Origin of the sequence: Sulfuriroseicoccus oceanibius (genome assembly GCF_010681825.2) — a bacterium.
Lineage (GTDB): Bacteria > Verrucomicrobiota > Verrucomicrobiia > Verrucomicrobiales > SLCJ01 > Sulfuriroseicoccus > Sulfuriroseicoccus oceanibius.
Genome location: NZ_CP066776.1, coordinates 1839952 through 1857282 on the forward strand (window position 1 = coordinate 1839952; position 17331 = coordinate 1857282).

General features: G+C 57.5%; 15 protein-coding genes and 1 tRNA gene. 12 read left to right on the forward strand and 4 right to left on the reverse strand.

Annotated elements, in window-relative coordinates:
- Positions 1 to 78 precede the first annotated feature (78 nt).
- The 3 genes from G3M56_RS07415 to G3M56_RS07425 all read left to right on the forward strand — a co-directional run bounded on the left by G3M56_RS07415 (position 79) and on the right by G3M56_RS07425 (position 1841).
- Positions 79 to 858: a DUF932 domain-containing protein gene (locus tag G3M56_RS07415; RefSeq protein WP_235203311.1), complete on the forward strand. Its 780-nt coding sequence runs from the start codon at positions 79 to 81 to the stop codon at positions 856 to 858.
- 97 nt (positions 859 to 955) lie between these two features.
- Positions 956 to 1348: a hypothetical protein gene (locus tag G3M56_RS07420; RefSeq protein ID WP_164361640.1), complete on the forward strand. Its 393-nt coding sequence runs from the start codon at positions 956 to 958 to the stop codon at positions 1346 to 1348.
- The gene (locus G3M56_RS07425) at positions 1332 to 1841 is read left to right on the forward strand and encodes a hypothetical protein (RefSeq protein ID WP_164361642.1); all 510 of its coding nucleotides are present in this window, start codon (positions 1332 to 1334) and stop codon (positions 1839 to 1841) included. The genes G3M56_RS07420 and G3M56_RS07425 overlap by 17 nt, the downstream gene beginning before the upstream one ends.
- Before the next feature lie 125 nt (positions 1842 to 1966).
- Here G3M56_RS07425 and G3M56_RS07430 read toward each other — a convergent pair whose 3' ends face one another.
- Positions 1967 to 3136: a tyrosine-type recombinase/integrase gene (locus tag G3M56_RS07430; protein WP_164361644.1), complete on the reverse strand. Its 1170-nt coding sequence runs from the start codon at positions 3134 to 3136 to the stop codon at positions 1967 to 1969.
- Positions 3137 to 3424: 288 nt separating this feature from the next.
- A complete protein-coding gene (locus tag G3M56_RS07435) occupies positions 3425 to 4003 on the reverse strand; it encodes a hypothetical protein (protein WP_164361646.1) in 579 nt (192 codons plus the stop codon).
- Positions 4004 to 4027: 24 nt separating this feature from the next.
- On the opposite strand from G3M56_RS07435, the gene G3M56_RS07440 reads away from it, so the two are divergent.
- From G3M56_RS07440 to G3M56_RS07450, 3 genes are read left to right on the forward strand one after another with little or no spacing between them, the layout of a single operon-like run.
- Entirely contained in the window at positions 4028 to 4576 is a 549-nt protein-coding gene (locus G3M56_RS07440; protein ID WP_164361648.1) for a hypothetical protein, read from the forward strand.
- Positions 4577 to 4600: 24 nt separating this feature from the next.
- Complete coding sequence (locus G3M56_RS07445; protein WP_164361650.1) at positions 4601 to 5152, forward strand: PulJ/GspJ family protein; 552 nt, start codon at positions 4601 to 4603, stop codon at positions 5150 to 5152.
- Positions 5153 to 5157: 5 nt separating this feature from the next.
- A complete protein-coding gene (locus G3M56_RS07450) occupies positions 5158 to 7146 on the forward strand; it encodes a hypothetical protein (RefSeq protein WP_164361652.1) in 1989 nt (662 codons plus the stop codon).
- Between the two features lie 58 nt (positions 7147 to 7204).
- Here the strand turns inward: G3M56_RS07450 and nadD are convergent, their stop codons facing one another.
- Entirely contained in the window at positions 7205 to 7825 is a 621-nt protein-coding gene (nadD, locus tag G3M56_RS07455; protein WP_164361654.1) for a nicotinate (nicotinamide) nucleotide adenylyltransferase, read from the reverse strand.
- Positions 7826 to 7835: 10 nt separating this feature from the next.
- Complete coding sequence (locus G3M56_RS07460) at positions 7836 to 9998, reverse strand: protein-disulfide reductase DsbD family protein (RefSeq protein ID WP_164361655.1); 2163 nt, start codon at positions 9996 to 9998, stop codon at positions 7836 to 7838.
- A 498-nt stretch (positions 9999 to 10496) separates the two neighbouring features.
- On the opposite strand from G3M56_RS07460, the gene G3M56_RS07465 reads away from it, so the two are divergent.
- From G3M56_RS07465 to G3M56_RS07490, 6 genes are all read left to right on the forward strand, one after another.
- Positions 10497 to 11525: a rod shape-determining protein gene (locus G3M56_RS07465; RefSeq protein WP_164361657.1), complete on the forward strand. Its 1029-nt coding sequence runs from the start codon at positions 10497 to 10499 to the stop codon at positions 11523 to 11525.
- 123 nt (positions 11526 to 11648) lie between these two features.
- Positions 11649 to 12494: a rod shape-determining protein MreC gene (gene mreC / locus G3M56_RS07470; protein ID WP_164361659.1), complete on the forward strand. Its 846-nt coding sequence runs from the start codon at positions 11649 to 11651 to the stop codon at positions 12492 to 12494.
- A gap of 2 nt (positions 12495 to 12496) precedes the next feature.
- On the forward strand, positions 12497 to 13093 hold the full coding sequence (locus G3M56_RS07475) for a hypothetical protein (RefSeq protein WP_164361661.1): 597 nt from the start codon (positions 12497 to 12499) through the stop codon (positions 13091 to 13093).
- Positions 13090 to 15342 carry a penicillin-binding transpeptidase domain-containing protein gene (locus G3M56_RS07480; RefSeq protein WP_164361663.1) on the forward strand — a complete coding sequence of 751 codons (2253 nt, stop codon included), beginning with the start codon at positions 13090 to 13092 and terminating at the stop codon, positions 15340 to 15342. Before G3M56_RS07475 ends, G3M56_RS07480 begins: the two co-directional genes overlap by 4 nt.
- Before the next feature lie 205 nt (positions 15343 to 15547).
- Positions 15548 to 17116: an Rne/Rng family ribonuclease gene (locus tag G3M56_RS07485; protein ID WP_164361665.1), complete on the forward strand. Its 1569-nt coding sequence runs from the start codon at positions 15548 to 15550 to the stop codon at positions 17114 to 17116.
- A gap of 115 nt (positions 17117 to 17231) precedes the next feature.
- Positions 17232 to 17307 (forward strand) — tRNA-Ile (locus G3M56_RS07490).
- Positions 17308 to 17331 lie beyond the last annotated feature (24 nt).

Genomic DNA, 17331 nt, shown 5'->3' on the forward strand with positions numbered 1-17331 from the left:
GACGGGAGCCCATGCCAGACCAGGCAGCGGCTCCCGTTTTGCGTATCCGGTGGGGGAGTCGCCAACCCAAGTATTGATATGATGTTCCAAGCATTAACTACCAAAGCACCCGGGCGTCGTGCCGCACGCCGGGGGATGCTTCTTCATTGCGGCGCGAAGAATGTGAGCCGGGAGCAGGTGTTTGACACGCCGACTCCGGCTCCGACCTCCACCTGGTATCCATTGGCACACCGGTCGCTGATCGGTGAGGTGGAGGACCAGCTGGAGGCTGCGGGGTTTGTGATCGAGGCGGAAAGCCATGCGCTGGGTCACGAGGGGATGCGCTATTTCGGTGTGTTCGAAGTGAACGTACCGGGGCGTCCGGCCCAGGAGCATGGCTGGGTGGTCGGGATCCGCAACAGTCACGACAAGACGTATCCGGCCGGACTGGTGGCTGGGTCCCATGTGTTGTGCTGCGACAATCTCGCTTTTACCGGCGAGGTGCGCATCAGCCGCAAGCATACCAAGTTCGCGGTGCGGGATCTGCGCCACCTGACGGCACGTGCCGTGGGCCAGCTGGGCGATCGTTTCCATCATTTGGACGATAGGATCCAGGCCTACCGTGGATGTCGGTTGTCGACGACGGCGGTGCATGACCTGGTGATCAAGGCGATTGATTGCCGGGCCATCACACCGACGCAGGTGCCGCATGTGCTCCAGGAGTGGCGGCAGCCCTCACATGATGAGTTCCTGCCTCGCAATGCGTGGAGTTTGTTCAACGCGTTTACCGAGGTGCACAAGGGACTCAACCCTCAAATGATGATCGCCCGTGGTCAGGCCCTGCACGGGCTGTTTGATCGCGTGGCTGGATTGAGCTGAGGGACCAACCCGCCCGGGAGTGCGAACCAACGAGCCGGATCCGCCCAGTGTGGTGGTCCGGCTCGGTTCGTCTCCGGGCACAACCCATGAAGACGATATGAGAGTATTGAACTTGATTGTATGGCTGGCTCTAGGCCTTTCATTACTTGCGTTGCTAAGCAGCTGCGGTGAGCAAGAGGTGCGACGACCACCCGTCGTGGAAACTGAGCTGGAAACCGAGATTCCTGTTCCCCCCATTACCGACCAGCGGGTGATTGATGAACTCAAAGAGGTCATCGCCACCGAGCAGGAGATGAGGCTGCGCGAGCAGGAAATGCGTGCGCAGGAGCAGGAGCTGCGGGTCGAAGCTGAAAACCGGGTGGAAGAGCAAAGTTCTATCCGCCAACACTGGGAACTCGCGGCCTTTGGACTCGGGGTCGTTGCAGTGATTGGCTTCTTTGCTGGAACATCCATTGGATCTAGAGGGAGGCGTCATGCAGCACGAGAATGATTCCGATGACGAATGGGGTGTCGATGCGGCTGGATCCCGGTCGTTCACCTTGGATACTGAGCGTGCCATAGCCAAGCTGGAGCGCGAGCGCTATGCGGTGTGGAATCCCACACCGGTTGGTAAACCTGCGATCGATCGTGATTTGCCTGAGCTGAGTTGGCCGGAACGAACCGTCGAAGTACTGGTGTACTCGGTGTTGAGCTTCGAGTACTGGCTGAGCCCGGGTGGTCTGCTGCGTGAGTGGATCCGCCTGAACGTGGCAGTAGGCGTGGTGCTGATGGTGTGTGCCGTGATACTGGTGCCGTCACTTACCGCTGTGCTGAAAGGCGCGGTGGAGTGGACGCTGCTCAGTGCCGAGGTTGCGCAGAACATGACCAACATGATGACGGCAATGCCACCGATCATTCTGGCTCTTGGTTCGATGATCCTTCTCTTTAAGGTCATCAAGCGCTACTGGCTCAACCGTCGCTACGAGGTCTACCCATCCCATTGATCCCAAAATGAAGAACCCCTCCCTCGGCGTGTGCCGGGGGAGGCTGAATCCTTTTTTTTAGCTATCAGTGGGTCTGATGATCCTTGCTCTCATACTAAGGTCACTCAGCGAGCGATCAGCTATCTTCAGCCTGCGTTGCTTTGGTTGCGAATGGCGGTGACTTTTTCGTGTGATGGTGGAGTGATCGCCCAGTAGGTGGCTGCTGCTCTGGGCTTCACCAGTTCGCTGTAGGTGTTGTAGACCAGTGAGGCGTCGGGGTGACCCAATGCCCGAGCGAGTTTGTCGGCGTTCTCGTGCTTTGCCAGGTGGTATGAGGCAAAACAGTGACGTCCGGCGTTTGCCGGGATCTTGAAGCTGATCTTTGCTGCAAGATCTTGGAGCTCATTGCGATGGATTGCGGGGGAGGTGATTACCGGACCGCTTTCTTGAGCGTGGGGGATCAGCCATGCTTTGAGGTTGTCGCTCATCGGCACAATCCGACGCTTGGCTGATTTTGCTTTTTCGGCGTGGATCTCGATATGCTGGTCTTCGAGGTCGATGTCTGCCCAGTCGAGTCGTTCGATCTCCGAGCGTCTTACGCCAGCGAAATAACTGATGGCCAGAGCCGGGATCAGTCGGTCGGTTGCCTTTTCCATCAGTTCGGCAACCTGCTTCGGATTGAGAATCTGGGTGCGGTTGCTCACCACCTTGGGCTTCACTGCGTTGGTGACCGGGTTTTCGCTGGTTGCGCCTTCCCTGATCGCGTGGGCGAAGAGCTGATGTAGGATGCGGCGATGGTTGTTGACGGTTTGGGCGGCCAGACCGAGGTGGGTGAGGTAGTCATCGATTACCTCGCGGGACACGTCGCAAGCGAGCCACTCTCCGTACTTGTCGGTGAATGCCTTGAGTCGGTAGGTGACATTGCTTTGATGCACTTCGGATCGACCCTCGGCGGCGATGCGTCGTTTCAAGGACTCGGCGATTTCGGAGCACGTCAGGGAGCGCTTTCTGATGCCTGCTCGTTCGAAGTAGAGGTCGACAGCGTCCTGGAGTTTCGGGGGAGTTGGAGTTCCCTCCATAGCAGCTGCCTGCTCGCGGAAAGAGTGCACAGCCCTGCGCTCTTCATCGGTGATAGGATCGTGTTTGGATCCGTGGTCGTCGAGCTCCTCCTGCTTCTGCTTGCGGAAGGCCTCGGCTCCGTCTTCACCGGCTTTTCCTACGAAGCGTCTGCGGTAGCGTTTGCCCCCTTCGTAGTAGACGACCTCCCACCGGTAACTTCGGTAGCTGATACGCCTCATGATGACTTCGTTGCGCATGGAAACGAATTATCCCGAAATAAGGCCGTAGACAACCGAAATGTGGTATCAAGGTGGTATCGTGTCCTCTCGCCCTTGTAAATGCGTTGGTTTTTGCGGTTTCCGGAGCCGTAGATATAGGTTCGATTCCTATCGGGTGTACTTGGGCGGTTTTTTTTGTGTCTTTGACGAATGGTGGGGATCGTTACAGATTTGTGGCTACCTGGTTCACAGTGGATTGGGAGGTTTTGAGATAAGGTGTTGGTTAGGGGCGGTCTGTATTTGACGTTGCCGGGATCCTGCGCGTGCTCAACGGGTTGCGTTGGGTTGGTCGGTCGGTGAAGGTCGTGGGGCCGGGGTACTGAGCATGCGTTCGAGGTTGCGGTTGCGGTAGATGAACGAGAACTTGGCGAGGCCCTGGTTTCGCAAATCGTCGAAAACTTCGGTAAAAATGCCAATAATTAGAATGCCTGGCGATGGTTCGGCGTGATAGGCTTCTGAAGTTGTCCGAACGGAGTCGTCGTTCGAGCGGTCAATCCTGTTGGTTTGGAAGCCCCCGTATTTTCTTCCTAACTGGCGTTTGATTGCGAGGAACTGTCCCTTTACCGTCGGCACGGCCAACCCCTCCCCCGAATAATGAAGTGTGATCTCAAACAACCGGCCATCCCGATAGCGCGTGGTGATGCCGGCGATCTTGTGTCCCGGCAGGTTGCCGCTGGCAGCACTGACGTGGATGATTCTGAGTTTGGGATCGTTGCCGGGCAACGAGATGTCGGCATCGAGTTTTTCGGACTGAGCCCAGTCGAGAATTTTCGACGGACGGTCACCCCATTGCATACCGAAGGGGAGTTCGAGCGTATCGGCGAGAGCAGGGAGGGTCAGAGCCATCCAGCAGAGAACCAAGCGAATGATATGATGGGAATCCAGAATCACGGCGCAAAGAAAACGCAAGCCGGGCGTGGAATGCAAGCTAATGCGCTCCGGCATCGGGCAAGGCGGCGGATCAAGCAATCGGGAGCGTTGTTGGTAGAGGCTTCGATTGCGATGAGCTTGCTGGTCTTCATCGCGCTCTATCTGCTCAAAAGCAGCCTGAATGTGCTTGAGGCAGGAAACTGGACGATCATGCAAAACATGACGGATGCCTATCTGACTTACGAAAAGGCATATGCCGAGCAGGTTCCCTACGACGATTTTCTGTCGAACTCCAGTGATTGGCCTCTCTATCCAGACTCGGCCGAGACGACTGTGGAAGTCGGTAAACTGCCTGGTGGAGCGGTGCTGAATGGAACCGTGGTGCGCACCCGCATTCCGGATAGCAACAATCTAGCTGAAGATGGCGGTACAGGTACCTCTGTGACGAACCCTGCCGGCGTTGAAGTCTGGCGGCTGAAGAGTGTTTTGACCTATACCGTGGGTGATGACGCGTACCGTAAAGTGAGAACCGTAGTGCGCTCCCGATAAGCCCCCCCCCGAGATATTCACCCCATGAAGACCCTCCCTTTCCCTCGATCAGCGAAGCGTGTGGTGCGCGGTCGCCGTGGCATGACTTTGCTTGAGCTTACTGTCGCGATCATGGTGGCAATGTTGATTGCCGCCGGTGCCATGAGCATGTTGAGCAACCAGTTGTTTTTCGGGCAGTATATTCAACGTCAATCCTTCCTGCTGCATGAGTCCCCGCAGGTGAGTAACATTTTGTCGCGTATGATGTTCAGTGCCGATTCGGTGCGCTTGTTTTCGAGCAAGAGCAATGTAGCGATCACTGGTGGAGCTGGGGTGACCACGGGTGCGCGGTCGTTGTTGCTGGCTTTCCGTAGTCCGTCCACTGGTTACGATTACGGGATGATTGATTTTGATGTGAATGGGAAGACGCTGGATTATTACAATTACGATTCAGTGAGTGGTTGGCCTGCGACCCCATCCTGGACAATTTCATCGGCTGCTGAGGATGTGGTGTTCTCGGTGAGTAATGGAGTGGTTCTGTGTACGGTGACCGGGCCGAATGGTGAAGAACTGACATTTGCCGGAGGAGGGCAATAATTGATATGAGCAGAGATCGAACCAAGGGAATGATGGTAGAGCGCGGGGAAGGCAAGGTGCGTGTTCGGCGGTGTGGGTATGTTTCAACCATGGTGGTGCTCAGCATTTCGCTGATCTGCATTGCCATGTTGTTGGTGGCTTATTCAGCGCGAATCTCGTCGGTAGACCACCAGATGGTGTCGCAGTTGAAGTCCGATTACTCCCAGCGTGAGGACGCTCTGCTGCGGGCTTTGGTGGCGATTGTGCCGAACAAGGCGATTCAGGCGATGCAAAGCGGAGCGGCAACCAAGGCGGATGAGTTGACGTGGAATGCTATTTTTGAGGAGGCTTTGGACGTGGCTGACGCCGAGTCGGCGATGACGGCTGACATGATTGCTGATCTCGGGTTGGCTGCTTCGTTGCGTAGCGGCAACATTGGCGACTCGAACATTGCAGCGGTGTCGTCCGTGATTTCGCCAGTGGATGGAGGAACCGGCTTGGTGACTCCTGGTACCGGAACTCAACCAGCTGGGGATTATCCTCCGTTTTTGGCATATGCGGGAAGTGTCAATGATGCGACCTATCCGTTGATCAGTAACTTGAAGACCTGGGGGCTCAATGCGGCTGGGTATGCGACGCTTTCGACCACAACTTATAGTGACTACAACTTGATCCCGTATCCGGATATTCGTTTCGGATATGTGGAGCAGGGGGGGCTGTTCGTGGCGAAGCGTAACTGGTGGGCGTTTAATGTAACCTATGGCGCAGAGGATGCGGCGGCCACGGGGGTGCCTACTGAGACCCGGACCTACGTGCTTTCGATTTACGAGGTGCCAACCCAGATTCCATTGACTGCGGATTCGTTCATGGAGCTTGGGCGGTTCGCCGACGGAAGTGCTTGGACAGGGGTGACCGTGGAGGGTGGTGCCTACGCAGAGACTGTGAAGGCTGACAGTGCGGTAAACTTCGATCGATTGGCATCACGCAAGGGGTTTGATGCTGCTGCTGGTATGACGGTGGGTGGTGAGTCTGTGACTGATTCGTTCCAGACGGACGGCTCGCTTGATACGCACGTGGCGACTACGGGGTCGTTCTTCCCGGCTTCGGTATCGGCGGATGCGGGGCGGGTGGCGTTCATTCCGCTCAATGTAGAGTTCGACTTCTACGAGTTTATCGATAACCCCGTAGACACCAACACCCTTTCGGATACGCCATGGGCGACTTACACCATGGGCGCCCATCAGGCGAAGATGAAGGTAGTGGTCGACGCGGTGCAAAACGGTGGTAACCAGATGCCTACGCAGATTACATTCACTTACGTGGGGGCTGGCGGAGCCGAGCAGACGATCACTTGGTCGCGAACTGCCGGTGAGTTGCGAGAGGCTGGGTCTGTTGATGACTCCTGGACGATTCCGTTTCTCTATGAAGCGGTGGGGGATAGCACTCCTTGCCTCACCGTAGACCTTGAGCGCTTGCAAGCTTATCTACTCGCCAACGGGGCTGACCCTGCGGTGAATAACTCATTGGCCGTAAATCCAGATCACGTCAATAACACGGATATTATTCGCCCTGCGATGCCTGTGCCAACAGGACAGATGGGAATTGCCTTGAGGGGATCGCAGGATATGACGGGGTGGACATCGGGCTTTTCGTTGGTCACTAACGTGCGTCTGTATATTGCGGAGGATTTCAATATGGTAGAAGCAACGGTGCCCGTAGGCTCTGGGCTTTCTTCGTCGGAGCCTTATTTTCCACCGATTTCTATCTTTGCGCCATCGGTGCGCTGGGGGGCGGAGATTGATGAGAAGTTGATCGATTTCTCCGGTAGTTTGGCGAGCACGAAGACAGATGGTGACTCGTTTAACCCGGCCAATCCATTGGATTTGAAAACGGGTCTTGGGAACTCGGTGAGTGTCGGGGATGTTGAGGTTGATCTCAAGCCGATCAAGTCGCCTGCTGAGTTGCCTCCGATTCACCTCAAGAACTGGTTGGTGACGATTGACCGGGTGCGATAGGCGCTGGGTCGTGATTTTCGGGCGTTCGTCTACTGCGGCGAGCGCCCGTTTTTTTTGTCTACGGGTGGTAGAGTGCGTGCTCTTCGATCAGCGCGCGGATCTCAGGTGAGACCATGGAGTGCCAGCGTGGGTTGCCGCTGCTGATGCTGTGGCGGATGGCGCTAGATGAGGCTGGGTGGTGTGCTTCAAGGAACGTGGCATTCCAGCCGTCGCGGGGTGCGAGTTGGTCGCCCTCGCGTGGGAAAACGAGGAAGTGTAAGGTTTGGCGGAGTTTGTCCGGTTCGGCCCAGCGTTCGAGTTGGTTCCACTGGTCGGCACCGAGGATCCAGTAGAGTTGGGTGCCTTCGGGGAGAGTCGGGCGCACGGCATTGAGGGTGCGCCAGGTGAATGACGGGTAGGGGAGCTTGAGGTCGATGTCGCTGATTTGTGCCCAGGATTCGTGTCCGTGGACCAAGGCGCTGAGCATCCTCAAGCGATCCTCTGCCGGGGCCGGCGGGGTGGCGGTTTTGTGGGGCGATGTCGCGCAGGGAAGAAAGAGGACACAGTCGAGGTCGGCGGCCTCCATTGCGGCGCGGGCGATCTCAAGGTGGCCGAGGTGGGGAGGATCGAACGATCCACCAAACAACGCGACCCGTCCGGTAGCCGGACGGGTCGCTGGGTTGGGTGATTTTGAAAACATAATGAGCAGGCTACTCAGCGTCCGGCAGTTCGCCGAACACGCCCAGCAGATAATCAGCTCCGAAGGTTTCGTCAAGGATCTGTGGTTCTTCTTTGCCTGGAACGTAGACTACGTTGACTGGGACGGCGCCGCGTCCGAGTTCTGCGATTGCTTGTGCGATCTGCGGATCCTGGCGGGTAAAGTCAGCTTTCAGAGCGACGATGCCCTTTTCTTCCATCATCTCGACGACTTCGCGGTTATGGACGTAGCGGCTCTTATTGGTTTGGCAGGTGACACACCAGGTTGCGGTGAAGTCGATGAACACCGGCTTGCCTTCCGCCAGTGCGGCATCCACCGCTTCAGGGGACCACTTCTCGAATTTTACTTCCCAGTCCTTTTTCACGGGCACGCCCATGTAGGTGCCGATTGCTGCGAGAAGAATGCCGCAAACGATGGCGATGGTTCGAACTCTCTTGCTGCGCCATGGAGCGGACCAGCGGCCGTAGACATAGACGCCAAGTGCGATCACGACGAGGCCGAAGAGCAGTGAGCGGAGTTGCAGGTTGTCGTCGAAGAGCGAGGCGTAGACCCAGACGAGATAAGCAACGGTGGCGAACATGAGGAAGGCCATCAGTTGCTTGAAGGTCTCCATCCATGGACCGGGCTTCGGCAGGCGCTCCACGAGCTGTGGGAAGGCGGAGAGCAGCAGGTATGGCATAGAGAGCCCCAGTGCGATTGCTGTGAATGCGATGAAGGATTCAAAAACCGGCAACGACAACGCGGCGCCCAGTGCTGGGGCCAGGAATGGCGCGGCGCATGGAGTGGCAACGACGGTGGCGAGGACGCCTGAGAAGAAGGTGCCGGACATGCCGCTTTTGCGGGTCAGCTTGCCGCCAACGCTGGTGGCTCCGATGCCGATTTCCATCATGCCGGCCAGGCTCAGCGAGAAGATGAACATCAACACGATCAGACCGAGCACGAAGCCTGGCTCTTGCAATTGAAAGCCCCACTGGACAACTTCGCCCGACACGCTGCGGACAATTTGCAGGACAGCAACCAAGACCCAGAATGAAACGAGCACGCCGAGGGTGAAGACGACGCCGTGCATGGCAATTTTGCGTCGGTCTTCGCCGGCTTGGTTGACGAAGCCCATGATCTTGAGTCCGAGAACCGGGAAAACACAAGGCATCAGGTTGAGGATCATGCCGCCGAGGAAGGCGAGGCCGATGATGCCGAATGAGAGTGATGCGGCTGGTGCGGAACCAGCACCAGCTGTTACTGCGGGTGCGCCAGGCTCGATGTTCTCGAGGGTCATTGACTTCACCGCGCCGTCGGCAAGCAGGCCGTTTTCGCTGAAGAGAATCCCGCTGAATGTGCCGGGGAACTCGACACCGTTGAGTTTCTCAGCGTCCTGCGCCGAGGCGTAGCCTGGGATGTTGAGGACGAACTTGTCGCCGTCCTTGGTGAGCTTTTGGGCTTGTTGGGCGTCGACGTAATTGGTGTCGGGGTAGAAGTAGGCGGACTCCAAGTTGGTGTTGGCGCCGTCCTCCGGGGTCAGGATGAGTTGGAATCCGGAGCTGGTTTTCGCGCCGGTGACGGTCCATCCGCTGAGCGGTTGGGCGATTTCGTCGCGGGCGGCTTCGATGGTTTTGGCGCTTTCCGGGTTGGCGACGGTTTCGCCGACGTTCAGGTCGAGCGAGACGTCGCTGGAGCCTGGAACGCAGCTGCTTGGGTCACACGCCTGCCACCAGACTTCTGCTGCAATTTTCTGTGGGCCCTGGGCGGCGTCGGCCGGCGGGGTGATGGTGGCGAGCAGGTGGATGGTGTGTTCGTAGGCGTAGCCGTTGACCCCGCTGGTTTCGATCACCTGGGGTGTAGGCCACTGCAATGGGCCTGCGGTCCAGCCATCCGGGAGGCTCCATTCTACTTCCAAGGGGAGTGAAATGTTGCCGGAGTTTTTCCAATAGGTATGCCAGTGGTCGCCGTGGACCAATGGAATGGCAACGGTGAATGCCTCACCAGGCGCGGTCGAGCTGACCTCTGCGATCAGATCGGCGGTGACGGGTGGGGCTTGTTCTTCCGTTGGGTTCAGGAAATCGAACTGAGCCGCGGCCTCGGGCGCGGATGCCAATGCAGCTGCCGCCGCTACAGGGGCGAGCAGGCGCGAGGCAAAATTGATGTGGGTAGCTTTCATGGTGGGTGTCTGACCGGTTGATCCTCCAAACGATATGGGGCTCGGCCTCATTAGTTATTCCATCCTTGATGGGTGAGCTCACAGCGAGCGCTGACCATAAGATTGTGTAAATGAAATGAGATCAGTGAAAAGAACGAAGATTTTGTGCGGTATTGGTGGGCGCGTTCGTCGATGGTGTGGATTCCGCGCCGGGGCGGGTGAGGGATGGTGATGGATCCGCGGATTCGTAGCTATCTAGCCGGTGGTGTATCCGTTGTGGATGGCTTGAATTTTCGAGTGTGTTGCATGGTGACGATCCGGTCTTGACCCGCGCTTGAGTGGCAAGCATATTCGGGGGCGTGCGCGTCCGTTCATGGGGTGTGAATTTCTTTCTAAGTCGCTGGTAGCCAGATCTTAGTGGTTTTTCATCCTGTGTTTCGAACGGCTAGAATTTTATCCATTCCTCCATGAGTTTTGATGCTGGAGGAGCTCCCAACCTCTTTATTTTTTTCAATTTCCATGTTCCGTAAGCTTTTTAGCGGATTGTTTTCAAATGACATAGGCATCGATTTGGGCACAGCAAACACACTGGTTTACGTCAAGGACCAGGGCATCGTGTTGCGTGAACCTTCCGTTGTAGCGGTCAATGCCGGCACCCGCGAAGTTCTTGCTGTAGGTGATGAGGCCAAGCGCATGCTTGGGCGTACACCGGGCAACATTGTGGCGATTCGTCCGCTCAAGGACGGGGTGATTGCTGACTTCGAGACCACCGAGGCCATGCTCGCCTACTTCATTCGCAAGGTGAACAACAAGCGAGGGCGCGCCAAGCCACGCGTGGTGGTGGCAGTGCCATCCGGTATCACCGAAGTGGAAAAGCGCGCGGTGAAGGAGTCGGCCCAGCATGCCGGAGCCAAAGAAGTTTATCTGATCGAAGAACCGATGGCCGCATCGATTGGTGTCGGTCTGCCGGTGCAAGAAGCCTCCGGCAACATGATCGTTGATATTGGTGGCGGTACCACGGAGGTCGCTCTGATCTCGCTCTCGGGTATCGTTTACAGCCAATCGGTTCGTGTGGCGGGCGATGAGCTCGACGAAGCGATTGTGAGCCACATGAAGCGTGCGTACAACCTGATGATCGGTGAGCGCACCGCAGAGGAAATCAAGATTACCATTGGCTCGGCGTACCCGCTGGGCAAAGAGGAGACCATGGCCGTCAAGGGACGCGATTTGGTGGCGGGTCTTCCAAAAACCATCAAGATCACCTCCGAAGAGATTCGTGAGGCGATGTCCGAACCGTTGAGCACAATTGTCGAGGCAGTGCGCACCGCATTGGAGCGCTGCCCGCCAGAACTTTCCGCCGACCTGGTGGACAAAGGGATTGTGCTTGCCGGTGGCGGCGGGATGCTCAAGGGACTGAACAAATTGCTCAGCGAAGAGACCGGCTTGCCGGTTCACGTGGCCGAGGACGCACTGAGTGCGGTGGCCGAAGGCGCTGGCAAGGTGTTGATGGAGATTGAGTTCCTGCGTCGGGTGACCAGTGGTGAGTAAATTAGGCGGACGAAGCCCGGTGGGAGCCGGCGCTTTGTGGGCCGATCAACTCCGCGACAGGACTCCATACTCCACGCCGCCCGGGCTCTGGGTGGGTGCTGCGAGTCATGGACGAGCGAACCCATGAAAACACGCAACATCATTGCTATCTGTCTCTTCCTCGTCTTGGCGGGCGGGGTGGTGTCGCTGAGCCCTCGGGTGACGCGCCAGATGCAGTATGTCTATCACTCGGTGATGTCTCCGTTTGTCAAAGCGGGGTCCGAGAGTGAGCGTGCGATCCAGCAGTTCTTCGAGGATTACCGGACGGTGGAAGAACTGACTGCCGAGAATGCGCGGCTTAAAGAAGAACTGCGCATCAAATCTTTGTACAGCAGCGACCGCGAGGAGGTTTACAACGAGAACCGCCAACTCTCCAATGCTCTCAATTTCAAGCGCCGTGCGTTTTTTGATCTCATCCCATCGGTGGTGATCGAGCGTCAGCGCGCCACCTGGTGGAACACCGTGGTCATCGACAAAGGCTCCAAGCATGGAGTCCAGGCCGATAGCGCGGTGGTCTCGCCTGACGGTCTCGTTGGCCGTGTGTTGCTGGTTCGTCCGGAGACCAGTGACGTGATCCTGCTTACAGACGAAAACTGTAAAGTCGCCGGCCGTACCGAGGGATCGTACTCGATCCGTGGTCTCGTTGCGGGTCAGCGCGGAAACTTTTCGGCATCGCCGGATCTAACCATGCGCCCATTGGAATTGGGCACCCGTCTTGAGGCGGGCAAAAAGATCTATTCCATTGGGATCGATCTTTTTCCAAAGAACTTCCTGATAGGTGAAGTCGTTGGCACGGAGGACCGTGACTTCTTCACCGAAGCCAGGATCAAACCTGCTGTTGATTTCGAGAACCTGGAACATGTCTTCATCGTCAAGACAAAGCCTGAGGACCGAAATGCGGCGCAACGGGAGGCGGACTCCGAAGGCTGAGCATGTGGTTCATCCCCTTGTTGATTGTCTTTCTCTTTGTGGCGTTTCTCGCTCAGGAGGCGGCACCAATGGTATTGTCTTCATTGCTGGCGATGCTGCCTGATGGCTTGTGGTCGATGGACATCGTGGCGCGCGCCACGGTGATGGTGGTGCCGGTTTTCTTTTTCTGTGCGGCGATGTCGGTGTCGTTTCCGGTGATGTTGTTGCTGGCTTTTGCCACGGGGCTGCTGTGGGACTGTGCCTTTGCGTTTCCGGTGTCGGCTACCGATGACGGGGTGTTTGGCGTGTCGGTATTTCTGTTCGGATTGCTTGGTGCTGTGATGCAGGGGGTGCGGCCGTTTTTCGTCCGTGGGCGCTGGGACGTGCCGGTGATGGTGGTGGGAGCGGGAGTATTCTTGTTTCTCTTCCTTGAGTTTTTGGTGCTGAGTCTGACCCGCGCCAACGTGGAGTTTCCGTTCTCGTTGTGGATCAAGATTTCGGTTTCCACGATGATGTCGATGGTGTTGGCCCCAGTTGTCTTTTGGGTCCTGTATCGCTTGGCGGACCTCACGGGCTACGAGATGGGCGATGAAGATCAGGCGGAAAGGAGGGCTCGATGAACGGTTGGCTCGATAAGATGCGCCTGACTCTGATCGCCTTATTCCTGGTGCTTGGCTTGACCACGCTGATCACGCGCCTGTGGTCGTTGCAGATCAACCGGCGTGATTACTATTTGTCGAAGATTCCCAAGTCATCGTCGGTGACGGTGCGGGTGCCGCCTACCCGTGGACGGATTTTCGATCGCAATGGTGTGCTGCTCGTGGACAACGAGATCGGATATTCCGTGACATTGAACCTTGAGGAGGTCGTGCGTGCCTACAAAGCCAGGAACCAGGGCGATCTTCCTGAAGTTAGCTACGAGGTGACCCGCGGCGGCAATGTCCGCAGCGCCCAGCTCGATGACGTGAATATCGTCGAAGTGGTGAAGGCGACCGTGATTCCGAAGCTCAAGGAGCTGGGGCTGGCGGCGAACTTCAACGCACGCAAGCTGGAAGTTTTCTACCGCACTCACCGCGGATTGCTTCCATTCCCATACCGCGACGACCTGACGTTTGAGGAGTACGCTCGGTTTGCCGAACATGCGTCGAGCCTGCCCGGAGTGAACGTGCACGCCGTGCCAAAGCGCAAGTATGTGTATGGTGCGTTGGCGTCGCACATTCTCGGAACGATGCGCAAGTCCGCTACCGGTGACCTGCCGGAGGATGAGCGTGGGTTGTTCAACCATTACCTGCCGGATTCGGTTGGCTCGACGGGGATCGAGCAGTCGATGGAGGATTATCTTCGCGGTACCGCGGGCAAGCGTGTGGTGAAGAAGAACGAAAAGCTGCGCGTGGTGGGCGAGGTGCGTTATGACCCTCCGGTCGCTGGGGGGGACCTTTATCTTACCCTGGACGCAGAGTTCCAGTATTTGGCCGAGCAGTTGATGCGCAATGTCGGGCGCGGAGCGGCAGTGGTGATGGATGTGGAAAATGGGGACATCGTGGCGATGGCGTCGGTCCCATCATTTGATCCCAACGACTTTATCCCGTCGATCAGCGCCGAGCGCTGGAAGGCATACAATCAGGATCCAACGCATCCGCTTTTCTGTACCGCGCTGGGTACTTATGCCCCGGGATCCACTTATAAGTTGGTCATGGGCGTGGCGGCCGCGCTTGAGAACCAATGCGGTGCCTCGCACAACTGCATCGGCGGTGTCCAGTATGGGCGTCATTTCAAGAAGTGCTGGATTCATAGCAAGGGCGGATCCCACGGAGTGATCGGATTGCGTGAGTCGCTCCAGCGATCGTGCAACTCGTACTATTATCTCATGTCCAAAGCGATCGGTCAGGATCCGATGGTCACGGCTGCCGAGTTGATGGGCTTGGGCCGTACCAGCGGGATCGAACTGGCGGGCGAGGACCCTGGCATTGTAATGGGCTCCCGTTACTGGACCGATGTGGTGCGGCGTACGCCGGATGCCCGTATGACCAGCGCCGAGCTGGCGAACATGTCGATCGGTCAGGGGGAAACCAAAGCATCGCCTATTCAGATTGCCAACGTGGTGGCGGCCATTGCCAATGGCGGACGGGTGCTCCAGCCGCGATTGGTCAACCGCGTGGTCGCCAAGAAGGATAACAGCCTGCTCTATCCGGTGGGAGAACGCGCCAATCCGGATGCTCCAACCGTACTCGCCGATTTGAAGCTCGAAGGGGTGAGCGATGAGGAGCTCGCGATCCTACGCGGCGGCATGTACGACGTGGTGAACAAATACGGAGGAACCGCACGTGGCGCACGCATCGAGGGCGTCGGGCTTTCGGGTAAGACCGGATCGGCCCAGACGTCGATCCGCGGACGCCGTGGTACCCACGCCTGGTTCACCGCATTTGCCCCGTACGAACGTCCGAAGTACGCGGTGTGTGTGGTGGTACTCGGTGGTGAGTCCGGTGGTGCGGTGGCGGCTCCAATCGCCCGTGAGTTGATCGACGGAATTTTCAAGATCGAGCGGGACCGCATCCTGGGCGACGGCAAGCGTCAGGCGATTACCCAATGGTTGGCTCCGGCCGTCGGTGGGTTTGATGCCATTGCGCGGATCACCTTCGAGGAGGACGGCAGCTCGGTGGTTGAGTTGAATGAACCTGATGCCGAAGAGCCTGTGATGGTCGAGCGCCCTGCCGCCTTGCCTCAGATCCGCGTGCCGCGAGTGGTCTCCGAGGAGGATGTCACCATCGCCGATACACCGGACGAAGAGGGGACCGTGGTGCGACGCGCCAAGCCGGTCGACCCAGAAGTCCTGCGCCGCCTCATGGAGCAACAGGAGAATAGCGACTAACCGTAGACATCTGCATTTACCTGCGAATCAAATTTTCCCCCATACAAACAAAGATAACTCTATTTTTAACTAAAGATTTCCCCGTGGCGGGAAGCTTGGGCGCTGCCTGAGCCCGCTGCGGCAAACCAACAGAATTCACTTCCTTTTATCCGCTGACGGTCATTAAATGTGCCGCCGGCGTTAAATCGCCAATTCCAGTTTCATTATGTTAAACCGAATCAAGAAACTTTTCCGCAAGACCGAGTTTACCGAGGGTAAGCGTCTTGTCATCAACGTTGAAAAGCTCGAACGCCGACTCGCTGTCATCGAAGACGGCATGGTCGAGGAATACAGTGTCGAGCGTAACTCCGACGAAAACATCGTAGGCAGTATCTTCAAGGGCCGTGTCAAAAACATCGAGCCTGGATTGAAGGCGATGTTTGTCGACATCGGCTTCGAAAAGAATGCCTTCCTTCACTTCTGGGATGCCATTCCTGCGGCTCTGGACGGTGGTCTTGAAGAGATCAGCCGCAACCAGGGCAAGAAGCAGAAGAAGGTGACCTCGAAGGACATCCCGAATATCTACCCGGTTGGATCCGAGGTGCTGGTGCAGGTGACCAAGGGGCCAATTGGAACCAAGGGGCCACGTGTGACTACCAACATCAGTCTCCCAGGTCGCTATCTAGTGTTGATGCCATTGAACGAACAGTTCGGTATCTCGCGCAAGGTCGAAGATCCGAAGGAGCGCAAGCGTCTGCGCCGCATCATGGAGAAGCTTACCGTGCCAGAGGGCATGGGGGTGATCATGCGTACGGTCTGCCAAGGTAAGCGCGTCCGCCACTTCGTGCGCGACCTCAACATTTTGCTCGAGCAGTGGGACGAGATCGACAAGACCCGCACCGAGAAGAAGGCGCCGGTCAATTGCTTCCAAGAGCCTGATCTCGTTGGCCGCGTGGTGCGTGATTTGCTCACCGAAGAGATCGACGAAATCATCTGTGACGACGAGCCGACCACCGAGTTCATGCGTGAGCAGGTGTCGCAGATTTCGCGTCGCACCCGCAACCGCATCCGCTATTTCCAGAGTGGCCAGCCGTTGTTTGACAAGCTGGGTATCCAGCGTCAGATCGACGATGCATTCCACCGTCAGGTCTGGCTGCCATGTGGCGGTTACCTTGTGATCGACGAGACTGAAGCGATGATCACCGTCGACGTCAACACGGGCCGTAACCGCGGTGGCAAGAACATCGACAAGACGATTCTCGAAACCAACCTGGAGGCGGCCGTGGAAGTCGCACGTCAGCTCCGCCTGCGTAACATCGGCGGTCTCGTTGTGATCGACTTCATCGACATGAAGGGCCGACGCGACCAAAACCAGGTCTACAAGGTGATGCGTGAGCGCCTGAAGCGTGACCGCGCCAAGACCCAGGTGATGCAGATTTCTCCGCTCGGTCTGATGGAAATGACCCGTCAGCGTTTGACCGAGAGTCTCAGCGACAGTTTGTACGATCCGTGCCCATACTGCGCGGGCAAGGGGCGCCTCAAGTCGCTTGTGACCATGAGTGTGGAACTGCAGCGTAAACTGGGTAGCGTGATCGACCGTCACCGCGACAAGGCGGGCGACATGCTCATCGTCATCCACCCGGATGTGATGAACCGCCTGCGTACCGAGGACCAGGAGCTGCTCGCAGACCTTGAGCGCCGCCACACCGGCCGCTTGACCTTCCGCTCCGACCCGGCACTCCACCGTGAAGTCTTCAAGATCTCCGATGCCAACACCGGTAAGGAGCTCTCCTAATCGGCTGAATTCTCCGCAGCGCGGTGGCGAATCATTTGCATTCGCCGCCGCCTGCTGCTAGGGATCACACCGCGCCGCCCGTCGGGTGCGCGTACCCAGGTGATCCCACCAAAATGGGGGTGTAGCTCAGCGGTTAGAGCAGGGGACTCATAATCCCTTGGTCGCGGGTTCGAACCCCGCCGCCCCTACCAATTTTCCCAAATCGGGCTGCAGTT

What these genes read in the sequence shown, in the direction of transcription:
- G3M56_RS07415 (WP_235203311.1), top strand. Translation starts at nt 79, where the DNA reads ATGATGTTCCAAGCATTAACTACCAAAGCACCCGGGCGTCGTGCCGCA.
- G3M56_RS07420 (WP_164361640.1), top strand. Translation starts at nt 956, where the DNA reads ATGAGAGTATTGAACTTGATTGTATGGCTGGCTCTAGGCCTTTCATTA.
- G3M56_RS07425 (WP_164361642.1), top strand. Translation starts at nt 1,332, where the DNA reads ATGCAGCACGAGAATGATTCCGATGACGAATGGGGTGTCGATGCGGCT.
- G3M56_RS07430 (WP_164361644.1), bottom strand. Translation starts at nt 3,136, where the DNA reads ATGCGCAACGAAGTCATCATGAGGCGTATCAGCTACCGAAGTTACCGG.
- G3M56_RS07435 (WP_164361646.1), bottom strand. Translation starts at nt 4,003, where the DNA reads ATGGCTCTGACCCTCCCTGCTCTCGCCGATACGCTCGAACTCCCCTTC.
- G3M56_RS07440 (WP_164361648.1), top strand. Translation starts at nt 4,028, where the DNA reads ATGATGGGAATCCAGAATCACGGCGCAAAGAAAACGCAAGCCGGGCGT.
- G3M56_RS07445 (WP_164361650.1), top strand. Translation starts at nt 4,601, where the DNA reads ATGAAGACCCTCCCTTTCCCTCGATCAGCGAAGCGTGTGGTGCGCGGT.
- G3M56_RS07450 (WP_164361652.1), top strand. Translation starts at nt 5,158, where the DNA reads ATGAGCAGAGATCGAACCAAGGGAATGATGGTAGAGCGCGGGGAAGGC.
- nadD (WP_164361654.1), bottom strand. Translation starts at nt 7,825, where the DNA reads ATGTTTTCAAAATCACCCAACCCAGCGACCCGTCCGGCTACCGGACGG.
- G3M56_RS07460 (WP_164361655.1), bottom strand. Translation starts at nt 9,998, where the DNA reads ATGAAAGCTACCCACATCAATTTTGCCTCGCGCCTGCTCGCCCCTGTA.
- G3M56_RS07465 (WP_164361657.1), top strand. Translation starts at nt 10,497, where the DNA reads ATGTTCCGTAAGCTTTTTAGCGGATTGTTTTCAAATGACATAGGCATC.
- mreC (WP_164361659.1), top strand. Translation starts at nt 11,649, where the DNA reads ATGAAAACACGCAACATCATTGCTATCTGTCTCTTCCTCGTCTTGGCG.
- G3M56_RS07475 (WP_164361661.1), top strand. Translation starts at nt 12,497, where the DNA reads ATGTGGTTCATCCCCTTGTTGATTGTCTTTCTCTTTGTGGCGTTTCTC.
- G3M56_RS07480 (WP_164361663.1), top strand. Translation starts at nt 13,090, where the DNA reads ATGAACGGTTGGCTCGATAAGATGCGCCTGACTCTGATCGCCTTATTC.
- G3M56_RS07485 (WP_164361665.1), top strand. Translation starts at nt 15,548, where the DNA reads ATGTTAAACCGAATCAAGAAACTTTTCCGCAAGACCGAGTTTACCGAG.